Raw genomic sequence first — 21,005 nt, 5'->3', positions numbered from 1 at the left:
GGGATTGGGGATTGGTAAAAGCGCTCTGCGCGCTGTCTGACTTGACGCAAGCGCGCTAGCATCAGTCTGCGGAAGCCGCTTTTGCGAATCCCCAATCCCGAATCCCCAATCCCGGCCCCAATGCGCCTGCTCCTGGTAGAAGACAACGCCGATCTCGCCGATGCGATCGTGCGGCGCATGCGCCGCAGCGGGCATGCGGTGGATTGGCAGCGCGACGGCTTGAGTGCGGCCGGGGTGCTGCGCTACCAGCGCTTCGATCTGGTGGTGCTGGATATCGGCCTGCCGGGGCTGGACGGGCTGCGCGTGCTGGCCGGGCTGCGCGAGCGCGGCGATACCACGCCGGTGCTGATGCTGACCGCGCGCGACGGCATCGAGGACCGGGTGCAGGCGCTGGACGTGGGTGCCGACGATTACCTGGGCAAGCCATTCGATTTCCGCGAGTTTGAGGCGCGCTGCCGGGTGTTGCTGCGGCGCAATCGCGGCCAGGCCAGCGAGGTGGTGCAGCTCGGCGGTTTCGCCTTCGACAACGCCGCGCACAGCGTCAGCCTGGACGGCACGCCGATCGAGCTGCCCAACCGCGAGTACCGCCTGCTGGAGATCCTGATCGGCCGGCTCGGCCAGGTCGTGGGCAAGGACGAGATCGGCAACGGCCTGTTCGGCTTCGACGACGAGGCCGGGCCGAACGCGATCGAGTTGTACGTCGGGCGCCTGCGCAAGAAGCTGGCCGCCGCGCCGTTGCGCATCGTCACCGTGCGCGGCGTCGGCTACAAGCTGGAGGCGGCGGCGACGCCGGATCCGGCGGCAGCGGACGCCGATGGCTGAGGCCGCGTTGCCGGCGCCGTCGATCCGGCGCACGCTGCTGCGCTACCTGGGCGCGCTGTCGCTGCTCGGCGCGGTAGCGCTGTTCTTCGTGGCGCGCGACTACGGCCAGCGTGCCGCCAACCGTTCCTACGACCACCTGCTGGTGTCCTCGGCGCTGTCCATCGTCGATTCGGTGGCGCTGGCCGGCGGCCAGTGGCAGGTGGACTTGCCGTATGCGGCGCTGGACCTGCTGGCGATGGCGCCGGAGGACCGGGTGTTCTACCGCGTGTTCGATGCGCGCGGGCGCACCATCACCGGCTACGACGACCTGCCGGCGGCGCCGTCGCTGCCGCGCGCCAGCGCGCCGCCGCGCTTGTTCGATGCGGTGTACAGCGGCGAGCCGGTGCGCTTTGCGGTGGTGTCGCGGCGGGTGTCCTCGGCGGCGGCGCAGGACCAGGTGTGGGTGCAGGTGGGGCAGACCCGGCGCGCGCGCGAGGCGCTGGCACAGGATGTGGTGCTGCATGCGCTGGTGGCGATCGCGCTGCTGTCGCTGCTGGCCTTGGCGCTGGTGTGGCTGGGCGTGTCGCGCGCCTTGCGGCCGTTGCGCACGCTGGAGCGCGAGCTGTCGCGGCGCGAACCGTCCGAGCTCAAGCCGGTGGCCGCGACTGCGCCGCAGGAGATGCAGCAGATGGTGACGGCGTTGAACCGCTTCATGGCGCGCCTGGCCGGCAGCAACGAAACCCTGCGTGCGTTCATGGCCGAGGCCGCGCACCAGATGCGCACGCCGCTGGCGGCGCTGCGCGCACAGGCGCAACTGGCGCTGGACGAGGACGACCCGCAGGAGATGCGCCGCAGCCTGGAGGCGATCGAGCGCAACGCCACGCACATGAGCCGCCTGCTCAACCAGTTGCTCAGCGACGCCAGCGTGATCCACCGCTCCAACCTGCAGCGCTACGCCAGCGTCGACCTGGCCGAGGTGCTGCACCAGGCGCTGCACGAAGCGGTGCCGCAGGCCGCGCCGCGGCCGCGCGTGCAACTGGCCGTCGCCAGCGAACCGGCATTGGTGCGCGGCGATGCGCTGCTGTTGCGCGAGGCGATCAAGAACCTGATCGACAACGCCTGCAAGTACGGCAGCGACGGCCCGTTGCAGGTGGCGCTGACCTGCAGCGCGCGCGACTGCGTGGTGACCGTGGCCGACCACGGCCCGGGCATCGCCGCGGCCGAGGCCGAGCGCGTGTTCGAGCGCTTCGTGCGCGGCGAGGGCGCGGCCGCCGGCGGCGCCGGGCTCGGCCTGGCGATCGTCAAGCGCGTGGTCGAAGCGCATGGTGGGCGCATCGATCTGTCCAACCGCGTGGGCGGCGGCCTGATCGCCAGCCTGCATCTGCCGAGGTTGCATCCATGAGCCTGTCTATGCTGCTGCGCCGTCTGCCGCTGCTGCTGACCATGCTGCTCGCCAATGCCGCGCTGGCCGCGCCCGGCGAGGTGCGCCGCTTCCCGGCGCAGGGTGCGGCCACCGCGCAACTGTGCATCCAGGGCTCGACCGACATCGAGGTGTTCGCCGCGGTGATCGGCGACTACCAACGCCTGCATCCGCACACCGAGGTGGTGTACCAGGACGTGATCGCCGGCGATATCTACCGGCGCTACCTGCATCCGGGCCCGGGCCCGCGCTGCGCCGATCTGCTGATCAGCGCCAGCATGGACCTGCAGGCCAAGCTGGTGAACGACGGCCACGCGCTGGCGCACCGCTCGCCGCAGACCGAGGCGCTGCCGGCCTGGGCGCAATGGCGGCACGAAGTGTTCGGCATCAGCTACGAGCCGGTCGCGATCGTCTACAACACCGCGCGGTTGCCGGCCGCGCAGGTGCCGCGGACCCGCCGCCGGCTGCTGGAACTGCTGCGCGCGCCCGCATCGCCGCTGCGCGGGCGCATCGGCACCTACGACGTCGAACGCAGCGGCGTGGGCTATCTGTTCGCGACCCAGGACAGCCAGCTCGGCAGCATGGCCGGGGCGCTGCTGGCGGCGATGGGCGACAACCACGTGGTGCTGGAAGAGCGCACCGGCGTGCTGCTGGACAAGGTCGCGCGCGGCGAACTGCTGCTGGCCTACAACGTGCTGGGTTCGTACGCGCAGGCGCGCATCGACGCCGGCGCGCCGCTGGCGATCGTGCAGCCGGAGGACTACACCCTGGTCGCGCTGCGGACCGCGGTAATCCCGCGCGACAGTCCACATGCGGCGGAGGCGCGTCGTTTCCTGGATTACCTGCTGTCGCCGCGCGGACAGCAGGTGCTGTCGCGCGAGGCGCGGCTGCAGCCGATCCTGCCGCAGCCAGGCGGGGTCGCGCAGGGCGGGCCGGCGGCGGCCCCGGCGTTCCGCCCGATCGCGCTGGGCCCGGGCCTGCTGGTGTACCTGGATGCGCTGAAGCGGCGGCAGTTCCTGGACGCTTGGCGCAGCAGCATGCAGCAGGCGCCGCCGCGCTGAGCCGCGGTGCCGGTGCTCAGCGTGCGAAGCGCGGCTGGCGCCCGGGCGAGCACAGCACGCGCACGCTGTCGCCCAGTTGTTCCGGCGCGCCGCCGGCCAGCAGCGCGTGCAGGCGCGGCCGGTCCGGGGCCGCGCCCGGCGCCAGCCCCACCCAGGCGTCCTTGCCGGCGCCCTTGGCGGCGTAGAGGCAGCGGTCGGCCAGGCCCACGCTCTGTTCCCAGTCGCCCAGCGCCGGCCACGCGGCGACGAACGGCCACGGTGCGAAACCGATCGAACAGGTCAGGGTCAGTTCGCGCTCGGCCAGGGCGAAGCCCTGCGTCGCCACCGCCGCGCGCAGGCGTTCGGCCAGAGCGCTGGCGGCGTCCTCGCGCGGCAGGCGCGTGACCAGCAGGAACTCCTCGCCGCCCCAGCGCACCAGCAGGTCGCGCTCGCCGCACAGCCCGCGCAGGCGGTCGGCGCAGTGCACCAGCGCCGCGTCGCCGGCCTGGTGGCCATAGTCGTCGTTGATGCGCTTGAAGTTGTCCACGTCGATCATGAAGAAATACAGCGCATCGGCGCTGCTGCCGTCGTCCAGCGCCGCCAGCAGGACCGGGCATTCGCGCGCCAGCCAATCCTGCAGCTCGCGGCGGTTGGCGACCTGGGTCAGCGGATCCAGGCGCGTGGCCGCCTGCAGGCGCGCGTTGCTCTGCAGCAGTTGCTGGTTGGCGCGTTCGAGCTGGCGGGTGCGCTCGGCCACGGTGAGGTTCAACAGTTCCACCATGTCGCGCTCGCGGTTGACCGTGCGTCGCACGCGATGCAAGACCAGCCCGAGCAGCGCCAGCGCCAGCAGCACGTAGCCGGCGTAGGCCAACGGATGCCGCCACGGCGGCGGCAGTACCTCGATCTGCAGTCGCCGCGCGGCGCCGAACTGGCCGTCGCGCCCGGCCGCTTCCACCACCAGCGTATAGCGGTCCGGCGGCAGGTGGCTGACCGAGAAATCGCTGTGTGCGGTCTGCGGGTACACCCAGCCCTTCTGCAGTCCGTCGACGCGGTAGCGCAGGCGCGCGGTGCCGGGCGCGGCGAAGTCGATCGCGGTCATGCCGATGGTGAACACGTTGTCGCGGTGGTCCAGGGCGATGCGTTGCGCGTAGACCACGTCGCTCTCGGTCTGGTTCTCGCCGCCGTCGCGGTCCTCGCCGGCATTGAGGATGCGCAGGTCGGTGAGCACCGCGCGCGCCTGCGGGCTGCGCAGCGGCAGGCGCGTGGGATCGACCACGTCCACGCCCTGGGTGCCGCCGAAGTACAGCAGCCCGTGCGCGTCGCGATAGCCGCGGCCGCTGTTGTACTCCTGGTTCTGCAGGCCGTCGCGGCGGCCCAGGCTCTGCACGATGCGGGTGCGCGGGTCGAGCACGCTCAGGCCGTTGTTGGTGCTCAGCCACAGCCGCCCCTGCGGATCCGGCAGGATGGTGTAGATGACGTTGCTGCTGAGCCCCTCGCGGTCGCTGTAGCGCAGCGCCACGTCGCGCTTGAGGTCGATGCGGTACAGCCCACCGGAGAAGGTGCCCACCCACAGCACGCCGTCGTGTGCGTACAGCGACCACACCGAGGGGTACAGGGTGCTGCCGCGCGGGCGGTAGGGCTCGGCGGGACGGCCGCTGCGCATGTGCCACACGCCGCAGTCGTTGCAGCCGATCCACAGCGTGTCCTCGCTGTCGCGGTACACCCGGGTCAGGGTGTGTCCGTTCAGCGGCGCCCAGCGCGGATCGTTGCGTACCTGGCCGCCGACCACGCGGCTCAGGCCGCGGCGGGTGGCCACCCACAGCGTGTCGCCTTCCAGCAGCAGATCGTTGATGTGCTCGTCGGCCAGGCCGCCCAGGCGTCGCAGCGCGCCGCTGCGGTCCAGGCGCCACAGGCCCTGGCGCGTGCCCAGCCACCAGCCGTCGCGATCGGCGGCGATGCTGCGGATCGCCTGGCTGGCCAGCCCCGGCACCAGTTGCCAGGCGGCGCGGCTGTTGTCGCGGGTCAGCAGGCCCTGGTCGGTGCCGATCAGCATGCGCTCGCCGTCGCGCCAGATGCTGCGTACGCTGCTGCTGGACCAGTCGTGGGTGTCGCTGACGCGCTCCTCGTCGTTGCGGATCACCGCCGACAACGGCCGCACCCGGTACAGCCCGGCGGTGTAGGTGCCGATCCACCAGGTGCCGTCGGGGGCCTGGTAGAAGCGGATGATGGCGCTGTTCGGCGGCAGGTCGAAGCTGAGCCGCTGCGGCACATGGCGCACGCTGTCCAGTTGCGTCACCGTGGCGTTGGTGGTGCCGACCAGCACGCGGCCGTCGTGCAGCCGGATCAGCGCGCTGAGGTCGCTGCCGCGGGTGAACAGCTGCGCCGGCGTCCAGTGCGCCAGCACCGCACCGCGCGGATCGAGCTGGAACAGCCCCCCGCGCGCCGAGGCCAGCCACAGCCCTTCCGGCCCGGACTGCAGTCCCACGCATTCGTCGATCCCGCGCGGCGCCGGCAGCTCCTCGCGTGCGTCGCGGCTCAGCCGCCACAGCCGGCATTGCCGGTCCAGCGCCACCGGCTGCGTGCCGTCCGGCATCCAGGTCAGTCCCACCACCGGCGCATCGCCGCCCAGCGGCCGTGCCCGCTGCAGGTCGGCCTCGACCCGGTCCAGGCCGCGTTCGGTGCCCAGCCACGCGCCGCCCTGCGGATCGATCAGGATCTGGGTGATGCGGTTGTGCGACAGGCCCTGCTTCGTGTCGAGACGGTGGTGCTGCCAGGTCGCCAGTTCGATCACTTCCAGGCCGGCGTCGTTGGTGCCCAGCCACAGGCGGGTGCCGCGCGGCTCGAAGCCGATGCTGTCGATGCTGCTGCTGAGCAGGCTCTGCCGGCTGTCGCTGCCGAGTTCGCGCCGGTAGGCGCGGAACAGATGCCCGTCGAAGCGGTTCAGCCCTTCCTGCGTGCCGACCCACAGGAAGCCCTGGTCGTCGCTCTGCAAGGCGTTGATCGACAGTTGCGACAGGCCCTCGTCCAGGCCGAAGTGCTCCAGGCTGCTGGGCAGGGCGTCGTCGTCGGCCGCCACGGCCGCGGAGGCAGCCGGCGCGAGCGCCAGGCACAGGGTGAGCCAGGACGCGGCCAGCGGCAGGCGGCCCAGCAGGTTGGAGAGGGAGACGATCACGCCGTGTTATCGGCCACTGTGGTGTCGGTCTTGAATGGGCGGCAGTCGGGGCCTGCCGCTGGCGCTGGCGGCCAGGAGGCCGGGCGATTGTCCGGTGCGGCGCGTGCGGGGCTGTGCCGCGTGGTGCGCACTGCCGACAAGATCCGGCAGGCCGGTCATGGCGCGCAACGCTCCGGTGGCGCGGACGCACGCTCGGCATCCCTCCGCGCCACACGTACACTGCATGTCCTGCGCGCCGTCCGCGCCCACCCGACGCCTTGCGGCGTCATGCCAGCCGCCTCACGCCCATGGATGCCCCGACGATCCTGGTCGCCGACGACCACCCGCTGTTCCGCGCCGCCGTGCTGCACGCGCTGCGCCAGGCCTTGCCGCGCGCCCTGGTGGTGGAAGCGGCCAGCGCCGCCACCCTGGACGCTGCGCTGGCCGCGCAGGCCGATGCCGACCTGATCCTGCTGGACCTGGCCATGCCCGGCGCGCGCGGCTTCTCGGCCCTGCTGCACGTGCGCGGCGAGCGCCCGGACGTGCCGGTGGTGGTGATCTCCTCCAACGATCACCCGCGGGTGATCCGCCGCGCGCAGCAGTTCGGCGCGGCCGGCTTCATCCCCAAGTCCTCGCCGGCCGAGACCATCGGCATCGCGGTGGCGGCGGTGCTCGACGGCGGCACCTGGTTTCCACCGCTGACCGCGGCACGGTCGGAGGCCGACGCGCAACTGGCCGCGCGTCTGGCGCAACTGACCCCGCAGCAGTTCCGGGTGCTGCTGTGCCTGGCCGATGGCCTGCTCAACAAGCAGATCGCCTATGAGCTGGGCCTGGCCGAGAACACCGTCAAGGTCCACGTGACCGCGATCCTGAAGAAGCTCGAGTGCCACAGCCGCACCCAGGCCGCGGTGCTGGTGAAGGCGCTGGAGCCGGAAGGCGAGGCCTGAACCGAATCGCCGCGGGGGGCGTTTTCCGCGGCGCCCGGATACGCGATGCTATGCGCCGATGCCCGCGCCCCCCGCGGGCGGAGACCACCGGACCATGCCCACCACGACCCTCCGCAACGAGCAGACCGCCCACTATCCGTTCCTGCAGGAGATGCTGGACGACGACTACTTCCCCCCGTCGCTGGTCGGCAAGGGGCAGAAGATCCTGCTGCGGTTGTGCGAGGCGATCGAGGCGCAGGCACCGGCGGACCTGCCGGCGCTGTACCGGCTGACCCATGCCGCTACCGAGGAATTCAACAAGCTGGCGCTGGAATTCGAGGCCCACGACAGCGAGATCGAGACCGCCGCAAGCGAGAACATCGGCGTGGATTTCCTGCACATCGCCAAGGCCTACGGTTTCGAAGACGCCGACGTCGAGGAGCTGATCGCGCCGCGCGAGTGGTAGAGGCCTCGCTGCGTGCCCGGACCCTCACCCCAACCCCTCTCCCGGCAGGAGAGGGGCTAAGCGCTTCCCTTCTCCCTTCGGGAGAAGGTGCCCCGCAGGGGCGGATGAGGGTACGGCAGCCAGGATCCTTTCGCCGCCAGGGCGGCGGCCGGATTGGCGCGTCAACTGTGGTTGAGGTTGTGCGTGGCGCTGCGCGCCCCTGACCCTCACCCCAACCCCTCTCCCGAGGGGAGAGGGGCCAGCGCTTCCCTTCTCCCTTCGGGAGAAGGTGCCCCGTAGGGGCGGATGAGGGTACGGCGGCCAAAGATCCACATTCCCCAAACCTGATAAACCCGCTCACACGCCTCACCCACGCCGCAGCAACATCTGCGTCATCAGCGCGCGCAGGGCTGGCGCGCGGACCGGTTTGGCCAGGAAACCCCAGCCGTGCTCCTGCGCCAGGGTGCGCAGCGCCGGATCGGCCTCGGCGGTGACCAGGATCGCGCGCGGCTCGGCCTGCCAGCGCGCGCACAGCTGCGCGAACAGGGTCGGGCCGTCGCACTCGCCCATGCGCACGTCCAGCAGCACCAGTTCCGGTGCCTGCGCCGGCTGTGCCGCGGCCAACGCCTGGTCCGGGCCGGCGGCCAGTTCCACCTGGCAGGCCCAGCGCGTCAGCAGAGTGCGGCTGGCCTCGCAGACCCGCGGGTCGTCGTCGATGCACCAGACCCGGCAGCCGTGCAGGATCGGATCGTCGCCGTTGTCGCTGGCCATCGCCGCCGGCGCCTGGCGTTGTGCGGCCGCGGCATCGCCCAGCGGCACGGTCACCGAAAACACGCTGCCGCGGCCCAACTGCGAACGCAGGCCGATGCGGTGGCCGAGCAGGCGGCCGATGCGTTCCACGATCGCCAGGCCGAGGCCGGCGCCGCGGTCGTTGGCGACGCCGTCGCCGAGCCGGCGGAACTCCTCGAAGATCTCCTGTTGCAGCGCGTCGGGAATGCCCGGTCCTTGGTCGTGGACCTCGATGCGCAACTGCGTGCCGTCGTGCCGGCAGCCCAGCAGCACGCGCCCGCGCGGGGTGTAGCGCACCGCGTTGGACAGGAAGTTCTGCAGGATGCGCCGCAGCAGGGTCGCATCGCTGCGCACGGTGGCGCGGGTCGGCACATAGTCCAAGCGCAGGCCGCGGCCTTCGGCGACGATGCCGAACTCGCGCGCCAGGGTCTGCAGCAGCGGGTCCAGCGCCAGGTCCTGCACCTGCGTCTTCAGCGTGCCCGCTTCCAGCCGCGAGATGTCCAGCAGGCTGTTGAGGATCGCATCCTGCGCCGCCAGCGCGTTGTCGACGTGGTCGGCGATCTGCCGCGCATCGGCGTCGTGCAGCTTGCCGCGCAGTGCCGAGACGAACATGCGCGCGGCGTTGAGCGGCTGCAGCAGGTCGTGCACCGCCGAGGCCACGAAGCGGGTCTTGTAGCGGTTGGCGTTCTCGGCCTCGCGCTTGGCCTCGGCCAGATCGTGGGTGCGTTCGGCGACGCGGTGCTCCAGCGCGTCGGCCAGCGAGCGCAGTTCGCGTGCGGCGTTCTTGTAGCTGGTGATGTCGGCGTAGCTGGTCACGAAGCCGCCGTCGGGCAGCGGATTGCCGCGGATCTCCAGCACCGTGCCGTCGTCCTTCTCGCTCTCGCGCATGTGCGGGCGGCCGCTGCGCAGGTGGTCGAGGCGGCGCTGGATCGCCGCTTCCACCGGGCCGGGGCCGAGCAGGCCGCGGCGCGCGTTGTAGCGGAACACGTCCTCGATCGGGCGGCCGACCCGGATCAACTCCGGCGGAAAGCGGAAGATCTCCAGATAGCGCGAATTCCACGCCACCAGGCGCAGTTGCGCGTCGATGATCACCACACCCTGCGGCAGGTGCTCCAGGCTGCGGCTGAGGCCGGTGTCGGCCTGTTGCGCGGCCTGCACGATACCGTCCTGGGCGGTGCGCAGTTCCTGCGCGTGCTGCTGCAACAGCGCTTCCAGTTCGCGCCGGCTGCGCTGGCGCAGCCGCGCCAGGCGCTGGCGCTGCTGGAACAGCAGGCCCAGGAACGACAGCGCCAGCCAGATGCCGGCCGCGGCCAGCGCGGCGGCGCGGCCGGCGGCGCGGCTGCCGCCCACGTCGTGCAGCAGGTGCAGGCGCCAGCCGCTCTCCGGCAGCGCCATGCTCTGCCACAGCAGCGGCGCCGGCTGCGCCGGCATGTCGATGCGCATCACTTGGCCGCCGTCGTCCAGCGTCTCCAGCACCCGCCGCTTCGCCGGCAGCAGGGTCTGCTGGGCGTACTGGCGGGTCGCCAGCAGTTCGTCGCGCTCGCGCGCGCTGAGCGGCTGCAACTGGCGGTAGCGCCACACGTCGCGGCTGGACAGGAACACCACGCCATGCCCATCGCTGACCAGCACCACGTCGGGCACGCGCAGCCATTCGTGCTCCAGCGCGGCCAGTTCGATCTTGATCACGATCACCCCGAGCGGGCGTCCATGCGCGTCGAGGATCGCCTGCGAGAGGAAGTAGCCGGGCACGCCGGTGGTCATGCCGATCCCGTAGAAACGGCCTTTGCCCTGCGCCAGGGCCTGCTTCACGTAGGGGCGGAAGCTGTAGTCGGCGCCGACGTTGCTGCTGGCCAGGCGCCAGTTGCTGGCGGCCAGGGCTACGCCGTTGGCGTCGATCAGGGTCAGGGTCGAGGAGCGGGTGACGTCGTTGGCGCGTTCCAGCTTCAGATTCAACTGCTGCTGCGTGGCCGTGTCCAGCGGATGGGTGAGGGCGTCGCGCAGTTCCGGGTCCAGCGCCAGCACCTGCGGCAGGGTGCGGTAGCGGTCGATGCGCTGCTGCAGGGTCTGCGCATACAGCTCCAACTGCTGCCGCAACTGCACGCTCTCGGCGCGCAGCGCACGCTGTTCGGCGACGTGTTGCGCCGACAGCATCGCCAGCACCATGCCGCCGACGATGACGACCAGCAGCAGGATCAGGCGACGATGGCGCAGGAGCGAGGGCATGCTGAAGAACGCGGCGACCGGGACCGCATCAGCTTAGAGGGTGCGCTGGCGTTTGCGGTGCGCGGTGGCGATGGCTGCCGCCGTGGATCGCGAAGCGAAAGCGAAGGACCCAGGCAGATTGGCCGCCGATCGCGTCAGTGGACGCCGGGCGATGCCGTCTTGCGGATCTGCAACGGTACGCCGTGTATGGGCAGGTCGCATCGCCCAAGCGTCGTCGGCATCGCCGAGCGCCATGCCCGCAGCCCGCTGCGCAGCGCTTTCGCGCGGCGCAGCAACCCGCAGCCCGGCCGATCGCGTCGGATCGGCCGGACTGCGGCGGCTCAGAACTGGACCTGGGCGCGCAGGTCCAGCGAGTTCGGCTTGACGCGCACACCGGCGCGCTCGGCATCGGCACGCACGTAGTTCACCTGGAACTTGAAGTGGCTGGTCAGGTACCAGTTGGCGCCCAGGGTCCAGTCGTGCTGGCGGCCGCCGAGCACCGTGCCGTCGTCCAGGTCCAGGCGGCTGTAGCGCGCCAGCAGTTCGACCGCGCCGTAGGCGTTGGCCGGCTTGATGTTGCCGACGTTGCCGGCGCTGTAGGGCCGCGATTCGCCGGTCAGCACGTAGCTGGCGAACACGTACTGGCCGTCGGCGGTGTAGTCGGGGCGGCCGTTGTCGCGGGTCACGTCGGCGCGCAGCGCCTCGCCCTGCATCGAGAACGGACCCTTGATCCAGATCGCCTCCAGGCCGGTGCGGCGCACCTGGTCGACGTCGACCAGCGTGCCCGAATCGATCAGGCGCACGTCGGTCAGTCCGGCTTCCGGACGCGCACGGAAGCGCGCGCGCGGGCTGAAGCTCACGTCCAGGCCGTTGTGGTAGCCGCGCGGATTCTCCTGCGAATACGCCAGGCCCAGGTGCAGCACGTCGCCGTCGGCCTTGAACGGGGTCCACACGCCGCGCACCGCCTGGGTGGTGCCGGGATTGTCGCCCTGCAGATCCTTGCCGCCGTAGGCGCCGGCCTGCAGCAGGTACTGCGGACGCTCGAAGGTCCACTCCACGCCGGTCCGGCGGCCCTGGTAGATCGCCTGCACCGGCAGCGCCACTTCCATGAAGCTGTCCGCACGCGAGCTGGTCACGCCTTCCAGGCCCACCGGCACCTTGATGTAGCCCAGGCGCACCTTGCCGTAGTCGGCGCCGAACAGGGCCTTGGTCTCGAAGCGGAAGAACACGTCCAGCCACAGCTTGGACTGGAAGTCGAAGTACACCATCGCGTCGTACACGCCCTTCTTCTTCAGCGTGGCGCCGAACTCCTTGCGCCGGAACGTATTGTCGTCCTCCAGGCGGCCGTCGTCGTTGGAGAAGTTGTTCCAGTCGTAGGCGTAGTTGCCGGTCACGGCCAGTTCGGTGCCGTCGTTGAAGGCGACCTTGGTCGGCCAGTCGTCGAAGCCGTTGGCAGCGAAGGCGGGAGCGGCGGCGGTCAGGCCCAGCGCGGCGAAGAGAAGAGTGTGGCGCATGATGGAGTCGTCTCGGTAAGGAATGAAGGCACGGCAGTCCCCGGCCGGCAGGTGGTGCGATGACGCGGGCAGTGCGGCGGCGGGCCGCACGCGAACGGCGATGCCGCCGCGATGCGGACACGGTGCCGGACGTGATGCCCCCTGCATGCAATAGCGGACGCGCCCGGCCGTTCTTTACGGCGATGTTGCAGTCCTGCGGCGCCGTCTCCCCCTGAAGACATGCGCTGCGATGGCGACGGCGCCGCCATCGCAGCGCGGGCGGCGTCTGCGTGCGGCGTTGCGTTAGCCCTTCCGTGAGCCTACCGCGCCACTGTAACCGCGTCGACAAGGCGCGGCGCCGGGCCTAGTACCAATAGGTTATCTGCTTAGACGCTGGCGACGCGTACAAAGGCAGCATTCCGCGACCCGCGTCGGGTGGGCGGACCGTCCCGGAGCGCTTTCGATGCACATCTCAACTTCCCCGGCCACGCCTGCGCCGCGGCCTGTGCCGTTCTACCGGCACACCTATGTCCAGGTGCTGGCGGCCATCGTCATCGGTGCCGTCCTCGGCCATCTGGAACCGCAGTTCGCCACCCAGCTCAAGCCGCTGGCCGATGCCTTCATCAAGCTGGTGAAGATGATCATCGCGCCGGTGATCTTCCTGACCATCGTCACCGGCATCGCCGGCATGACCCACCTGAAGACGGTCGGCCGGGTGTTCGGCAAGGCGATGGTGTACTTCCTGTTCTTCTCCACCCTGGCGCTGGTGGTGGGCATGATCGTCGCGCACGTGGTGCAGCCGGGCGCGGGCATGAACGTCAACCTGGCCACGCTGGACCAGAGCAAGGTCGCCAGCTACGTGCAGAAGTCGCACGACCTGACCCTGGTCGGCTTCCTGATGGACATCATCCCCACGTCGCTGATCGGCGCGTTCACCGGCGACCAGGTGGTCAATGGCAAGCTGGTCGGTCCCAATGTGCTGCAGGTGCTGTTCGTCGCCGTGCTGTTCGGCGTGTCGCTGGCGCTGATCGGCGAGCGCGGCAAGCCCGTGGTCAACCTGCTGGAGGCGCTGATCGCGCCGGTGTTCAAGCTGGTGCACATCCTGATGAAGACCGCGCCGATCGGCGCGCTGGGCGCGATCGCCTACACCATCGGCGAACACGGCCTGCACTCGCTGGTGCAGCTGGCCTGGCTGGTCGGTTCGTTTTACGTCACCTCGCTGCTGTTCGTGGTGGTGATCCTCGGTGCCGTGGCGTATCTGTGCGGGTTCTCGATCTTCAAGCTGATCCGCTACCTGAAGGCCGAATTGTTGCTGGTGCTGGGCACGTCCTCGTCCGAATCGGCGCTGCCGTCGCTGATGGAGAAGATGGAGCGCGCCGGCTGCGAGAAGTCGGTGGTCGGCCTGGTCGTACCCACCGGCTACTCCTTCAATCTCGACGGCACCAACATCTACATGACCCTGGCGGCGCTGTTCATCGCCCAGGCCACCAATACCGAACTCACCCTCGGCCATCAGATCACGCTGCTGCTGGTGGCGATGCTCAGCTCCAAGGGCGCGGCCGGCGTGACCGGTGCCGGCTTCATCACCCTGGCGGCGACGCTGGCGGTGGTGCCGGAAGTGCCGGTGGCCGGCATGGCGCTGATCCTGGGCGTCGACCGCTTCATGAGCGAGTGCCGCTCGCTGACCAACTTCATGGGCAACGCGGTGGCCACCGTGGTGGTCTCGCGCTGGGAGAACGCACTGGATCGCGATCGCCTGCGCCTGGCCCTGGACGGCGAGGCCGTGCCGCTGCCCGCGGTGGCGGCCGAATCGCTCGCCACGCGCTGATCCGCTGCACCGCACGACGCGCCGGCATTGCCGGCGCGTTGCGTTTTTCCCGGCACTCAAGGCCCTGGCGACAGCCGCCAGACAGGACCACTCCTGCTGCTGGGGGTAGAATTCCGGGCCTCCGCGCCTTTCGACAAAAGAAGCCCTCGATGTCAAACGACGATTTCAAACAGGCCGCCCTCGACTATCACCGCCAACAGCCGGCGGGCAAGATCAAGGTCTCCGCGACCAAGCCCATGCTGACCCAGCGCGACCTGTCCCTGGCCTATTCGCCGGGCGTGGCCTTCGCCTGCGAGGCCATCGTCGCCGATCCGCAGCAGGCCAGCGAACTGACCGCGCGCGGCAACCTGGTGGCGGTGATCAGCAACGGCACCGCGGTGCTGGGCCTGGGCAACATCGGCCCGCTGGCGTCCAAGCCGGTGATGGAAGGCAAGGGCGTGCTGTTCCAGAAGTTCGCCGGCATCGACGTGTTCGACATCGAGATCAACGAGAACGACCCGGACAAGCTGGTCGACATCATCGCCAGCCTCGAGCCGACCTTCGGCGGCATCAACCTGGAAGACATCAAGGCGCCGGAGTGCTTCATCGTCGAGCGCAAGCTGCGCGAGCGCATGAATATCCCGGTGTTCCACGACGACCAGCACGGCACCGCGATCATCGTCGGCGCGGCCGTGCTCAACGCGCTGGTGGTCACCGGCAAGAAGATCGAAGAGGTCAAGCTGGCCACCACCGGCATGGGCGCGGCCGGCATCTCCTGCGTCAACATGCTGGTCTCGCTGGGCCTGAAGCCGGAGAACATCCTGGCGCTGGACCGCGACGGGGTGATCCACACCGGCCGCACCGACCTGGACCCGGACAAGGCGCGCTACGCGCGCGACACCGACAAGCGCACGCTGGCCGAGATCGTCGAGGGCGCGGACATCTTCCTCGGCCTGTCGGCCGCCGGCATCCTCAAGCCGGAGATGGTGGCGACCATGGCGCCGCAGCCGGTGATCTTCGCCCTGGCCAATCCCAATCCGGAGATCACCCCCGAAGCGGCCAAGGCAGTGCGCCCGGACGCGATCATCGGCACCGGCCGTTCGGACTACCCGAACCAGATCAACAACGTGCTGTGCTTCCCCTATCTGTTCCGTGGCGCCATCGACGTCGGCGCCACCGGCATCAACGAGGAGATGAAGATCGCCTGCGTCAAGGCGATCGCGGCGATGGCACGGCGCGAGGCCTCGGACCTGGGTGCGGCCTACGGCGGCGAGACGCCGAGCTTCGGCCCCGACTACCTGATCCCGCGGCCGCTGGATCCGCGCCTGCTGGTCGAGTTGTCCTCGGCGGTGGCGCAGGCGGCGATGGATTCGGGCGTGGCCACGCGGCCGATCGCCGACATGGACGCCTACCGCGACAAGCTCAGCCAGTTCGTCTACCGCACCAGCCTGATGATGAAGCCGGTGTACGACCGCGCCCGCGCCGACAAGCAGCGCGTGGTCTATGCCGAAGGCGAAGAGGAAGTGGTGCTGCGCGCAGTGCAGAGCGTGATCGACGAGGGCCTGGCGTTCCCGATCCTGATCGGCCGCCCGGACGTGATCGAGGCGCGCATCCAGCGCCTGGGCCTGCGCATCACCGCCGGCGTGGATTTCGAGATCACCAACATCCACGACGATCCGCGCTTCAACGACTACTGGCAGTACTACCACGCGCTGACCGAGCGCCGTGGCGTCACCGTCACCGCGGCCAAGGAGCTGATGCGCTCGCGGCCGACGCTGATCGCCGCGGTGATGGTCGCGCGCGGCGAAGCCGATGCGCTGCTCACCGGCGTGGTCGGCCGCTTCCACAAGAAGCTCGGCTACGCGCGCAGCGTGATTCCGCTGGAGCCGCGGGTCAGTTCGACCTCGGCGATGACCGGCGTGATCAACCAGCAGGGCGCGTTTTTCTTCGTCGACACCCACGTGCAGGAAGACCCGAGCGTGGAGCAGATCGTCGAGGCCACGCTGCAGGCCGCCTATCGCCTGAAGCTGTTCGGCATCGAGCCAAACATCGCGCTGCTGTCGCACTCCAACTTCGGCAGCCACGATTCGCGCGACGCGCTGAAGATGCGCCAGGTGCGCGAGGCGCTGCTCAAGCGCAAGCCGGAACTCAACATCGACGGCGAGATGCAGGGCGATACCGCGTGGGACGAGGCGCTGCGCAAGCAGATCATGCCCAACAGCACGCTGAAGGGCCGCGCCAACCTGTTCGTGCTGCCGAACCTGGAAGCGGCCAACATCGCCTACAACCTGGTGCGCGTGTTCACCGACGGCGTGGCGATCGGCCCGATCCTGATGGGCATCTCCAAGCCGGTGCACATCCTCACCACCAGCGCCACCTCGCGCCGGGTGATGAACATGACCGCGATCGCCGCGGTCGATGCGCAGATCCGCAAGCAACGCGACGCGGAGAAATAAGCGCCGGGTCGGCGCCGCACGCGGCGGCGTTGGCACGCGTCGCGCGCCGTGCGTTCGCCGGTTGCGCCCACTGCTGCTGTGCCGATGCGCTGCCGCTGATGCGGCGGCGCATTGGCGTGCGCATTCGCATTGCAGGCGAATCGCACCTGCCGCGCATGCAGCCGCCTGCGCTGGTTGCGCGGAATGGTGTGGGGCGAGAAGAGAACAGCAGCGGCGCCACGATCCCCACGGCTGCGGGGCCGGCGGGCGAGGGGGGCGCTAGGGGAGAGACCGAAAGGACGAGACTGAAAACGCTTTCATCCGTGGGCGACACGAAATGCCGCAGTGCCATTCGCATCGCTGCGCGCGCGGCCGGCACGAAGGCCGCGCGAGGGAAGGCCAGGCACGAAGGCGGCGCCGGCGGCGCCGCGCCCCGTTCAGGCCATGCGCTTGCCCACGGCAGCGGCAGGCTGTCGCCGTCGGTCTGGTTCAGCTTGGAAGGCTTGCCGGTCAGCAGCACATATGCGTCGACGCCGGTAAGTTCGGCGATCTTCAGCAAATGCCGGGCATTGGGGACCGAACGGTTGTTCTCCCAATGACCCAGCGTGCTATGCGCCACGCCCAACAAGGCGGCAAGCTCGCGCAGTGTGAAACCGGCATTTCGCCGCGCCTGCATCAAACGCACACCTATATCCACGAGACACCTCAAAGCGGCATGTCGGCGCCGCGTGATGCCAGCATAGTGGCGCGTTGGTTCCGTATCAAGCGAAGCGGAAAGGCGCGTGAAAGGACCGCGCCGCGCCGCCGCCGCAAGCCGCGCCCGTAGCGGGACGGGCTGCTAGAATCGCCTGTCCCTTTTCGCCGTGTCCCCACCGCCATGAGCCATACCGCCACCGCGCCCGCCAACGCCCAGACGCGCTACGAGGTGCGCCGCGCCGACCTGCCGCTGAGCTGCCCGACGCCGGAGATGGCGCTGTGGAACTCGCATCCGCGGGTGTACCTGCCGATCGAGGACGAGCCGGGCCTGGAAGCCAAGTGCCCGTACTGCGGCGCGGTCTTCGTGCTGGTCGACTGATCCGGATTCGATGCACCGCCTGACCGTGGTGCAGTTGCTGCCGGCGCTGGAGTCCGGCGGCGTCGAGCGGTCCACGCTGGAAATCGCCCAGGCCCTGGTCGACGCCGGGCATCGCGCCGTGGTCGTGTCGGCCGGCGGCCGCTTGCTGCCGGCGCTGGCCGCCACCGGTGCCGAGCACATCGCCCTGGACATCGGCCGCAAGTCCTTGCTGACCCTGCGCCATGTGCCGGCGCTGCGGCGGCTGTTCGCGCGCGAGCGCGCCGACATCGTGCACGCGCGCTCGCGGCTGCCGGCCTGGCTGGGCTGGCGCGCGCTGCAGGGCATGCCGGTGGCGCAACGTCCGCGCCTGGTCACCACCGTGCACGGGCTCAATTCGCCCAGCCGCTACAGCGCGGTGATGACCCGCGGCGAGCGGGTCATCTGCGTGTCCGAGACCGTGCGCGACTACGTGCTGCGGCACTATCCGCAGACCGATCCGGCGCGCCTGCGGGTGGTGCCGCGCGGCATCGATCCGGCGCAGTTCCCGCGCCGCCCCTGGCCAGATGCGCAGGCGCGGGCCTGGGCCGCCAGCCAGGCGCCGGCGCTGGCCGGGAACGGGCCGCTGCTGTTGCTGCCGGGGCGCGGCACCCGCCTGAAGGGCCATGCCGATGCGCTGCGCCTGCTGGCCGCACTGCGCGGGGAGGGCAGCGACGCACGGCTGTGGCTGCCCGGCGCGCGCGAGGCCGGACGCGAGGCCTATATCCGCGAACTGGAGGCCGAGGCCGCTGCAGTCGGCGTGGCCGATGCGTTGGCGTTCACCGCGCCCACCGCCCGCATCGCCGAGGCCTATGCCGCCAGCGACCTGGTGCTGCAACTCTCGCGCAAGCCCGAGGCGTTCGGCCGCACCGTGGTCGAGGCGCTGGCGGTCGGGCGGCCGGTCCTGGGCTGGGCGCATGGCGGGGTCGGCGAACTGCTGGCGCAACTGCAGCCCGCCGGCGCCGTGGCGACGTTCGACGCCACGGCCCTGCAGGCCGCCGCGCGCGCGCTGCTGGCGCAGCCACCGGCGCCGCCGGCCACGCTTCCCTATACGCTGCAGGCGATGCAGCGCAGCACCCTGGCGATCTATGACGAACTCCGGCCCTGACGGTTCCCTGTCCGCTTCTGCCCTGCCCGAGGTCCGCGAACGCTGGGCGCCGGTATGGGTGCTGGTGTTCGTCGCGCTGTGGCCGGCGCCCGGCCTGGCCGCCGGCGTGCTGGCGCTGGGCGCCCTGGTCACCCTGGCGCGGCTGCTGCACAGCCGCTTCCGCGGCGGCGCGCGCCTGCTCAGCGGTCCGGCCTGGGCGCTGACCACGCTGCTGTTCCTCACCTACTGGCTGCCGCAGCCGCTGTCGGCGTTCGGTGCGGTGGACGTGGCGCTGGCCCTGCGCGAATCGGCGGTGGACCTGCGCTTCCTGCCGTTCCTGTGGCTGGTGGCGATGGCCGTGGCGACGCCGCGCGGGCGCCGCATCACCTTCAACGGCCTGGCGGCGATCGCGGCGATCTGGACCGTGGACGCACTGGCGCAGGCGCTGTGCGGCACCAGCCCGCTGTTCTGGTCGATGGACCAGCTGAAGTGGGCGATCAGCCACCACGGCCTGTGCACGCCGCAGGAGATCGCCCTGGCCGATCGCCTCAGCGGCGTGTTCGGCCCGTGCAACCTGAAGTTCGGCCAGGTGCTGGCCAGCGTGTCGCCGTTCCTGCTGTGGGTGGCGGCGCGCCGCGGCGGCGCCTGGGGCTGGCTGCTTGCGGCGGGCGCGGTCGGCGGGGTGCTGGTGCTGGCCGGATCGCGCGCGTCGTGGGTCACCTATGCGCTGCTGCTGGTGCTGTCGGGCTGGCGCCTGCTCGGCACGCGCAAGCTGCTGGCGCTGGGCGTGGCCGCGCTGCTGGGCGCCGGCGTGCTGGGCGTGGTGTCGCCGCAGGTGCACGACCGCTTCGAGCGCACCGCGCGCGCGCTCAGCGGGCATCCGGCCGACCTCAACGCCGCCCTGACCGGGCGTGCGCAGATCTGGACCGCGGCCTGGTGCATGATCCGCCAGCACCCGATCAACGGCGTCGGCGTGCGCGGCTTCCGCGAGGCCTACGTCGGGTGCGATCCGGATCCGAGCCATGCCGGGGAGTGGGGACGCGAACCGGCCTTCCATGCCCACCAGATCGTGCTCGAGGTGCTTGCCGAGACCGGCGTGATCGGCCTGTTGCTGTGGCTGGCCGGTGCGGCGCAGGCGTGGCGCGCGTGGCGCTACGCGTCGGCGCAGGCGCGCGAACGCGCGCGGCCGGCCATGCAGGCGCTGCTGATCACGGTGTTCCCGTTCAACACCCACCTGGCCTTCTACTCGTCGTTCTGGGGCGCGCTGACCATGCTGCTGATCGGCCTGTACGCCGGCGCCCTGCTGGCGAACGACCCCGAACCGGGCGAACGCACCGACGCCGCGACGCCGGGGTGAGCGCTCAGCCGCGCTGGCGCTCGTAGAAGTCGCTGCGGCCGCCGGGCTGGCGCTTGAAGCGGCGGTGGATCCACAGATACTGCGCCGGCGCCTCGCGCACCATCGCCTCGATGGCGGCGTTGACCCGCGCGGTGTCGGCGACCATGTCTTCCGACGGAAAGTCCTCCAGCGGCGGCGCGATGCGCAGGATGTAGTCGGCGCCTTCGCGGCGGTGGAAGTACGGCACCACTGCGCAACCGGTCAGCCGCGCTAGCTGGTGGGTGGCGGTGATGGTGGCCGCGGGCATGCCGAAGAACGGCACGAACACCGTGTCCTTGCCGCGCATGTCCTGGTCCGGCGCGTACCACAGGAAACCGCCGCGCTTGAGGTGGCGCACGCTGCCGCGCAGGTCCTCGTTGGCGAACATGGCGGTGGCGTAGCGCAGGCGGCCGCGCTTGACCGCCCATTCGAACACCGGATTGCGGTGGCGCCGGTACATGCCGGCCAGCGGCACGTGATCGCACAGCAGGCGGCCGCAGATCTCCAGGGTCATGAAGTGGCCCGACACCAGCAGCACGCCGCGGCCTTGCGCCTGCAGCGCCTGCAGGTGTTCCAGGCCCTCGATGCGGGTGCGCCGGCGAATCGCGCCGATGCCGCCCCACCAGGCGCGGGCGAATTCGAACACGCCCACGCCCAGCGCGTCGAAGCTGTCGCGCAGCAGGCGCGCGCGCCAGGCCTCGCTCTGCTCCGGGAAGCACAGTGTCAGGTTCACCTCGGCGGCATGGCGGCGGGTGCCGGCCAGGCGCAGCGCCAGCCAGCCGATGCCGCGGCCCAGCGCGCGCTGCAACAGCCACGGCAGGCGGGCGGCGATCACCGCCAGGCCGAGCAGCAGCCAGGTGGGCCAGTGGCGGGGCGAGCGTGGCGGCGGTGCGGCCTGGGTCGCGGACGCGGGCGGAGTGGGAGCGGCAGACATGCGCCAAGTT

Annotated in this window: 16 protein-coding genes; 11 read left to right on the top strand and 5 right to left on the bottom strand. The window is 70.7% G+C overall.

The features are described from left to right. The first annotated feature begins 120 nt into the window (after nt 1–120). The 3 genes from AC1PK7_RS16620 to AC1PK7_RS16610 are packed head-to-tail and all read left to right on the top strand — an operon-like array spanning nt 121 to nt 3,282. Nucleotides 121–822 carry a response regulator transcription factor gene (locus AC1PK7_RS16620; RefSeq protein WP_010344522.1) on the top strand — a complete coding sequence of 234 codons (702 nt, stop codon included), beginning with the start codon at nt 121–123 and terminating at the stop codon, nt 820–822. Then, nucleotides 815–2,203: a sensor histidine kinase N-terminal domain-containing protein gene (locus AC1PK7_RS16615; RefSeq protein WP_481098847.1), complete on the top strand. Its 1,389-nt coding sequence runs from the start codon at nt 815–817 to the stop codon at nt 2,201–2,203. The genes AC1PK7_RS16620 and AC1PK7_RS16615 overlap by 8 nt, the downstream gene beginning before the upstream one ends. Before the next feature lie 41 nt (nt 2,204–2,244). After that, entirely contained in the window at nt 2,245–3,282 is a 1,038-nt protein-coding gene (locus AC1PK7_RS16610; RefSeq protein ID WP_481100916.1) for an ABC transporter substrate-binding protein, read from the top strand. Between the two features lie 16 nt (nt 3,283–3,298). Here AC1PK7_RS16610 and AC1PK7_RS16605 read toward each other — a convergent pair whose 3' ends face one another. Then, nucleotides 3,299–6,433, bottom strand: a complete 3,135-nt coding sequence (locus AC1PK7_RS16605) for a two-component regulator propeller domain-containing protein (protein ID WP_481098846.1) — start codon at nt 6,431–6,433, stop codon at nt 3,299–3,301. 287 nt (nt 6,434–6,720) lie between these two features. Between AC1PK7_RS16605 and AC1PK7_RS16600 the strand changes: the two genes are divergently transcribed. Next, complete coding sequence (locus AC1PK7_RS16600; RefSeq protein WP_048490880.1) at nt 6,721–7,359, top strand: LuxR C-terminal-related transcriptional regulator; 639 nt, start codon at nt 6,721–6,723, stop codon at nt 7,357–7,359. 94 nt (nt 7,360–7,453) lie between these two features. Continuing rightward, nucleotides 7,454–7,804 carry a DUF5713 family protein gene (locus AC1PK7_RS16595; protein ID WP_010344517.1) on the top strand — a complete coding sequence of 117 codons (351 nt, stop codon included), beginning with the start codon at nt 7,454–7,456 and terminating at the stop codon, nt 7,802–7,804. Between the two features lie 345 nt (nt 7,805–8,149). Here AC1PK7_RS16595 and AC1PK7_RS16590 read toward each other — a convergent pair whose 3' ends face one another. Continuing rightward, nucleotides 8,150–10,795: a hybrid sensor histidine kinase/response regulator gene (locus AC1PK7_RS16590; RefSeq protein ID WP_481098845.1), complete on the bottom strand. Its 2,646-nt coding sequence runs from the start codon at nt 10,793–10,795 to the stop codon at nt 8,150–8,152. A gap of 320 nt (nt 10,796–11,115) precedes the next feature. Beyond that, nucleotides 11,116–12,288: an OprO/OprP family phosphate-selective porin gene (locus AC1PK7_RS16585; protein WP_209246116.1), complete on the bottom strand. Its 1,173-nt coding sequence runs from the start codon at nt 12,286–12,288 to the stop codon at nt 11,116–11,118. Nucleotides 12,289–12,730: 442 nt separating this feature from the next. On the opposite strand from AC1PK7_RS16585, the gene AC1PK7_RS16580 reads away from it, so the two are divergent. Next, nucleotides 12,731–14,095, top strand: coding sequence for a dicarboxylate/amino acid:cation symporter (locus AC1PK7_RS16580; RefSeq protein WP_481098844.1), 1,365 nt, complete (start codon nt 12,731–12,733; stop codon nt 14,093–14,095). Nucleotides 14,096–14,244: 149 nt separating this feature from the next. Continuing rightward, nucleotides 14,245–16,530, top strand: coding sequence for an NADP-dependent malic enzyme (locus AC1PK7_RS16575; RefSeq protein ID WP_420007717.1), 2,286 nt, complete (start codon nt 14,245–14,247; stop codon nt 16,528–16,530). On the opposite strand, the gene AC1PK7_RS16570 is transcribed toward AC1PK7_RS16575, so the two are convergent. Further along, nucleotides 16,436–17,185, bottom strand: a complete 750-nt coding sequence (locus tag AC1PK7_RS16570; RefSeq protein WP_481100915.1) for a helix-turn-helix domain-containing protein — start codon at nt 17,183–17,185, stop codon at nt 16,436–16,438. The two genes, AC1PK7_RS16575 and AC1PK7_RS16570, sit on opposite strands and share 95 nt — an antisense overlap. Between AC1PK7_RS16570 and AC1PK7_RS16565 the strand changes: the two genes are divergently transcribed. From AC1PK7_RS16565 to AC1PK7_RS16550, 4 genes are read left to right on the top strand one after another with little or no spacing between them, the layout of a single operon-like run. After that, entirely contained in the window at nt 17,105–17,335 is a 231-nt protein-coding gene (locus AC1PK7_RS16565; RefSeq protein WP_481100960.1) for a hypothetical protein, read from the top strand. The genes AC1PK7_RS16570 and AC1PK7_RS16565 overlap by 81 nt on opposite strands. A gap of 51 nt (nt 17,336–17,386) precedes the next feature. Continuing rightward, nucleotides 17,387–17,584, top strand: coding sequence for a zinc-finger domain-containing protein (locus tag AC1PK7_RS16560; RefSeq protein WP_010344507.1), 198 nt, complete (start codon nt 17,387–17,389; stop codon nt 17,582–17,584). 10 nt (nt 17,585–17,594) lie between these two features. Then, nucleotides 17,595–18,707 carry a glycosyltransferase gene (locus tag AC1PK7_RS16555; protein ID WP_481098843.1) on the top strand — a complete coding sequence of 371 codons (1,113 nt, stop codon included), beginning with the start codon at nt 17,595–17,597 and terminating at the stop codon, nt 18,705–18,707. After that, nucleotides 18,688–20,043, top strand: a complete 1,356-nt coding sequence (locus AC1PK7_RS16550; protein ID WP_481098842.1) for an O-antigen ligase family protein — start codon at nt 18,688–18,690, stop codon at nt 20,041–20,043. The genes AC1PK7_RS16555 and AC1PK7_RS16550 overlap by 20 nt, the downstream gene beginning before the upstream one ends. 4 nt (nt 20,044–20,047) lie before the next feature. On the opposite strand, the gene AC1PK7_RS16545 is transcribed toward AC1PK7_RS16550, so the two are convergent. Then, nucleotides 20,048–20,995 carry an LpxL/LpxP family Kdo(2)-lipid IV(A) lauroyl/palmitoleoyl acyltransferase gene (locus tag AC1PK7_RS16545; RefSeq protein ID WP_481070429.1) on the bottom strand — a complete coding sequence of 316 codons (948 nt, stop codon included), beginning with the start codon at nt 20,993–20,995 and terminating at the stop codon, nt 20,048–20,050. Between the last annotated feature and the right edge of the window lie 10 nt (nt 20,996–21,005).

This window comes from Xanthomonas sp. NCPPB 3174, from assembly GCF_056725205.1.
Note: the sequence above shows the minus strand (reverse complement) of the source record. Positions and strands in the feature narration are given on the sequence as shown.

What these genes read in the sequence shown, in the direction of transcription:
- AC1PK7_RS16620 (WP_010344522.1), top strand. Translation starts at nt 121, where the DNA reads ATGCGCCTGCTCCTGGTAGAAGACAACGCCGATCTCGCCGATGCGATC.
- AC1PK7_RS16615 (WP_481098847.1), top strand. Translation starts at nt 815, where the DNA reads ATGGCTGAGGCCGCGTTGCCGGCGCCGTCGATCCGGCGCACGCTGCTG.
- AC1PK7_RS16610 (WP_481100916.1), top strand. Translation starts at nt 2,245, where the DNA reads ATGCTGCTCGCCAATGCCGCGCTGGCCGCGCCCGGCGAGGTGCGCCGC.
- AC1PK7_RS16600 (WP_048490880.1), top strand. Translation starts at nt 6,721, where the DNA reads ATGGATGCCCCGACGATCCTGGTCGCCGACGACCACCCGCTGTTCCGC.
- AC1PK7_RS16595 (WP_010344517.1), top strand. Translation starts at nt 7,454, where the DNA reads ATGCCCACCACGACCCTCCGCAACGAGCAGACCGCCCACTATCCGTTC.
- AC1PK7_RS16590 (WP_481098845.1), bottom strand. Translation starts at nt 10,795, where the DNA reads ATGCCCTCGCTCCTGCGCCATCGTCGCCTGATCCTGCTGCTGGTCGTC.
- AC1PK7_RS16585 (WP_209246116.1), bottom strand. Translation starts at nt 12,288, where the DNA reads ATGCGCCACACTCTTCTCTTCGCCGCGCTGGGCCTGACCGCCGCCGCT.
- AC1PK7_RS16580 (WP_481098844.1), top strand. Translation starts at nt 12,731, where the DNA reads ATGCACATCTCAACTTCCCCGGCCACGCCTGCGCCGCGGCCTGTGCCG.
- AC1PK7_RS16575 (WP_420007717.1), top strand. Translation starts at nt 14,245, where the DNA reads ATGTCAAACGACGATTTCAAACAGGCCGCCCTCGACTATCACCGCCAA.
- AC1PK7_RS16565 (WP_481100960.1), top strand. Translation starts at nt 17,105, where the DNA reads ATGACCCAGCGTGCTATGCGCCACGCCCAACAAGGCGGCAAGCTCGCG.
- AC1PK7_RS16570 (WP_481100915.1), bottom strand. Translation starts at nt 17,185, where the DNA reads ATGCAGGCGCGGCGAAATGCCGGTTTCACACTGCGCGAGCTTGCCGCC.
- AC1PK7_RS16560 (WP_010344507.1), top strand. Translation starts at nt 17,387, where the DNA reads ATGAGCCATACCGCCACCGCGCCCGCCAACGCCCAGACGCGCTACGAG.
- AC1PK7_RS16555 (WP_481098843.1), top strand. Translation starts at nt 17,595, where the DNA reads ATGCACCGCCTGACCGTGGTGCAGTTGCTGCCGGCGCTGGAGTCCGGC.
- AC1PK7_RS16550 (WP_481098842.1), top strand. Translation starts at nt 18,688, where the DNA reads ATGACGAACTCCGGCCCTGACGGTTCCCTGTCCGCTTCTGCCCTGCCC.
- AC1PK7_RS16545 (WP_481070429.1), bottom strand. Translation starts at nt 20,995, where the DNA reads ATGTCTGCCGCTCCCACTCCGCCCGCGTCCGCGACCCAGGCCGCACCG.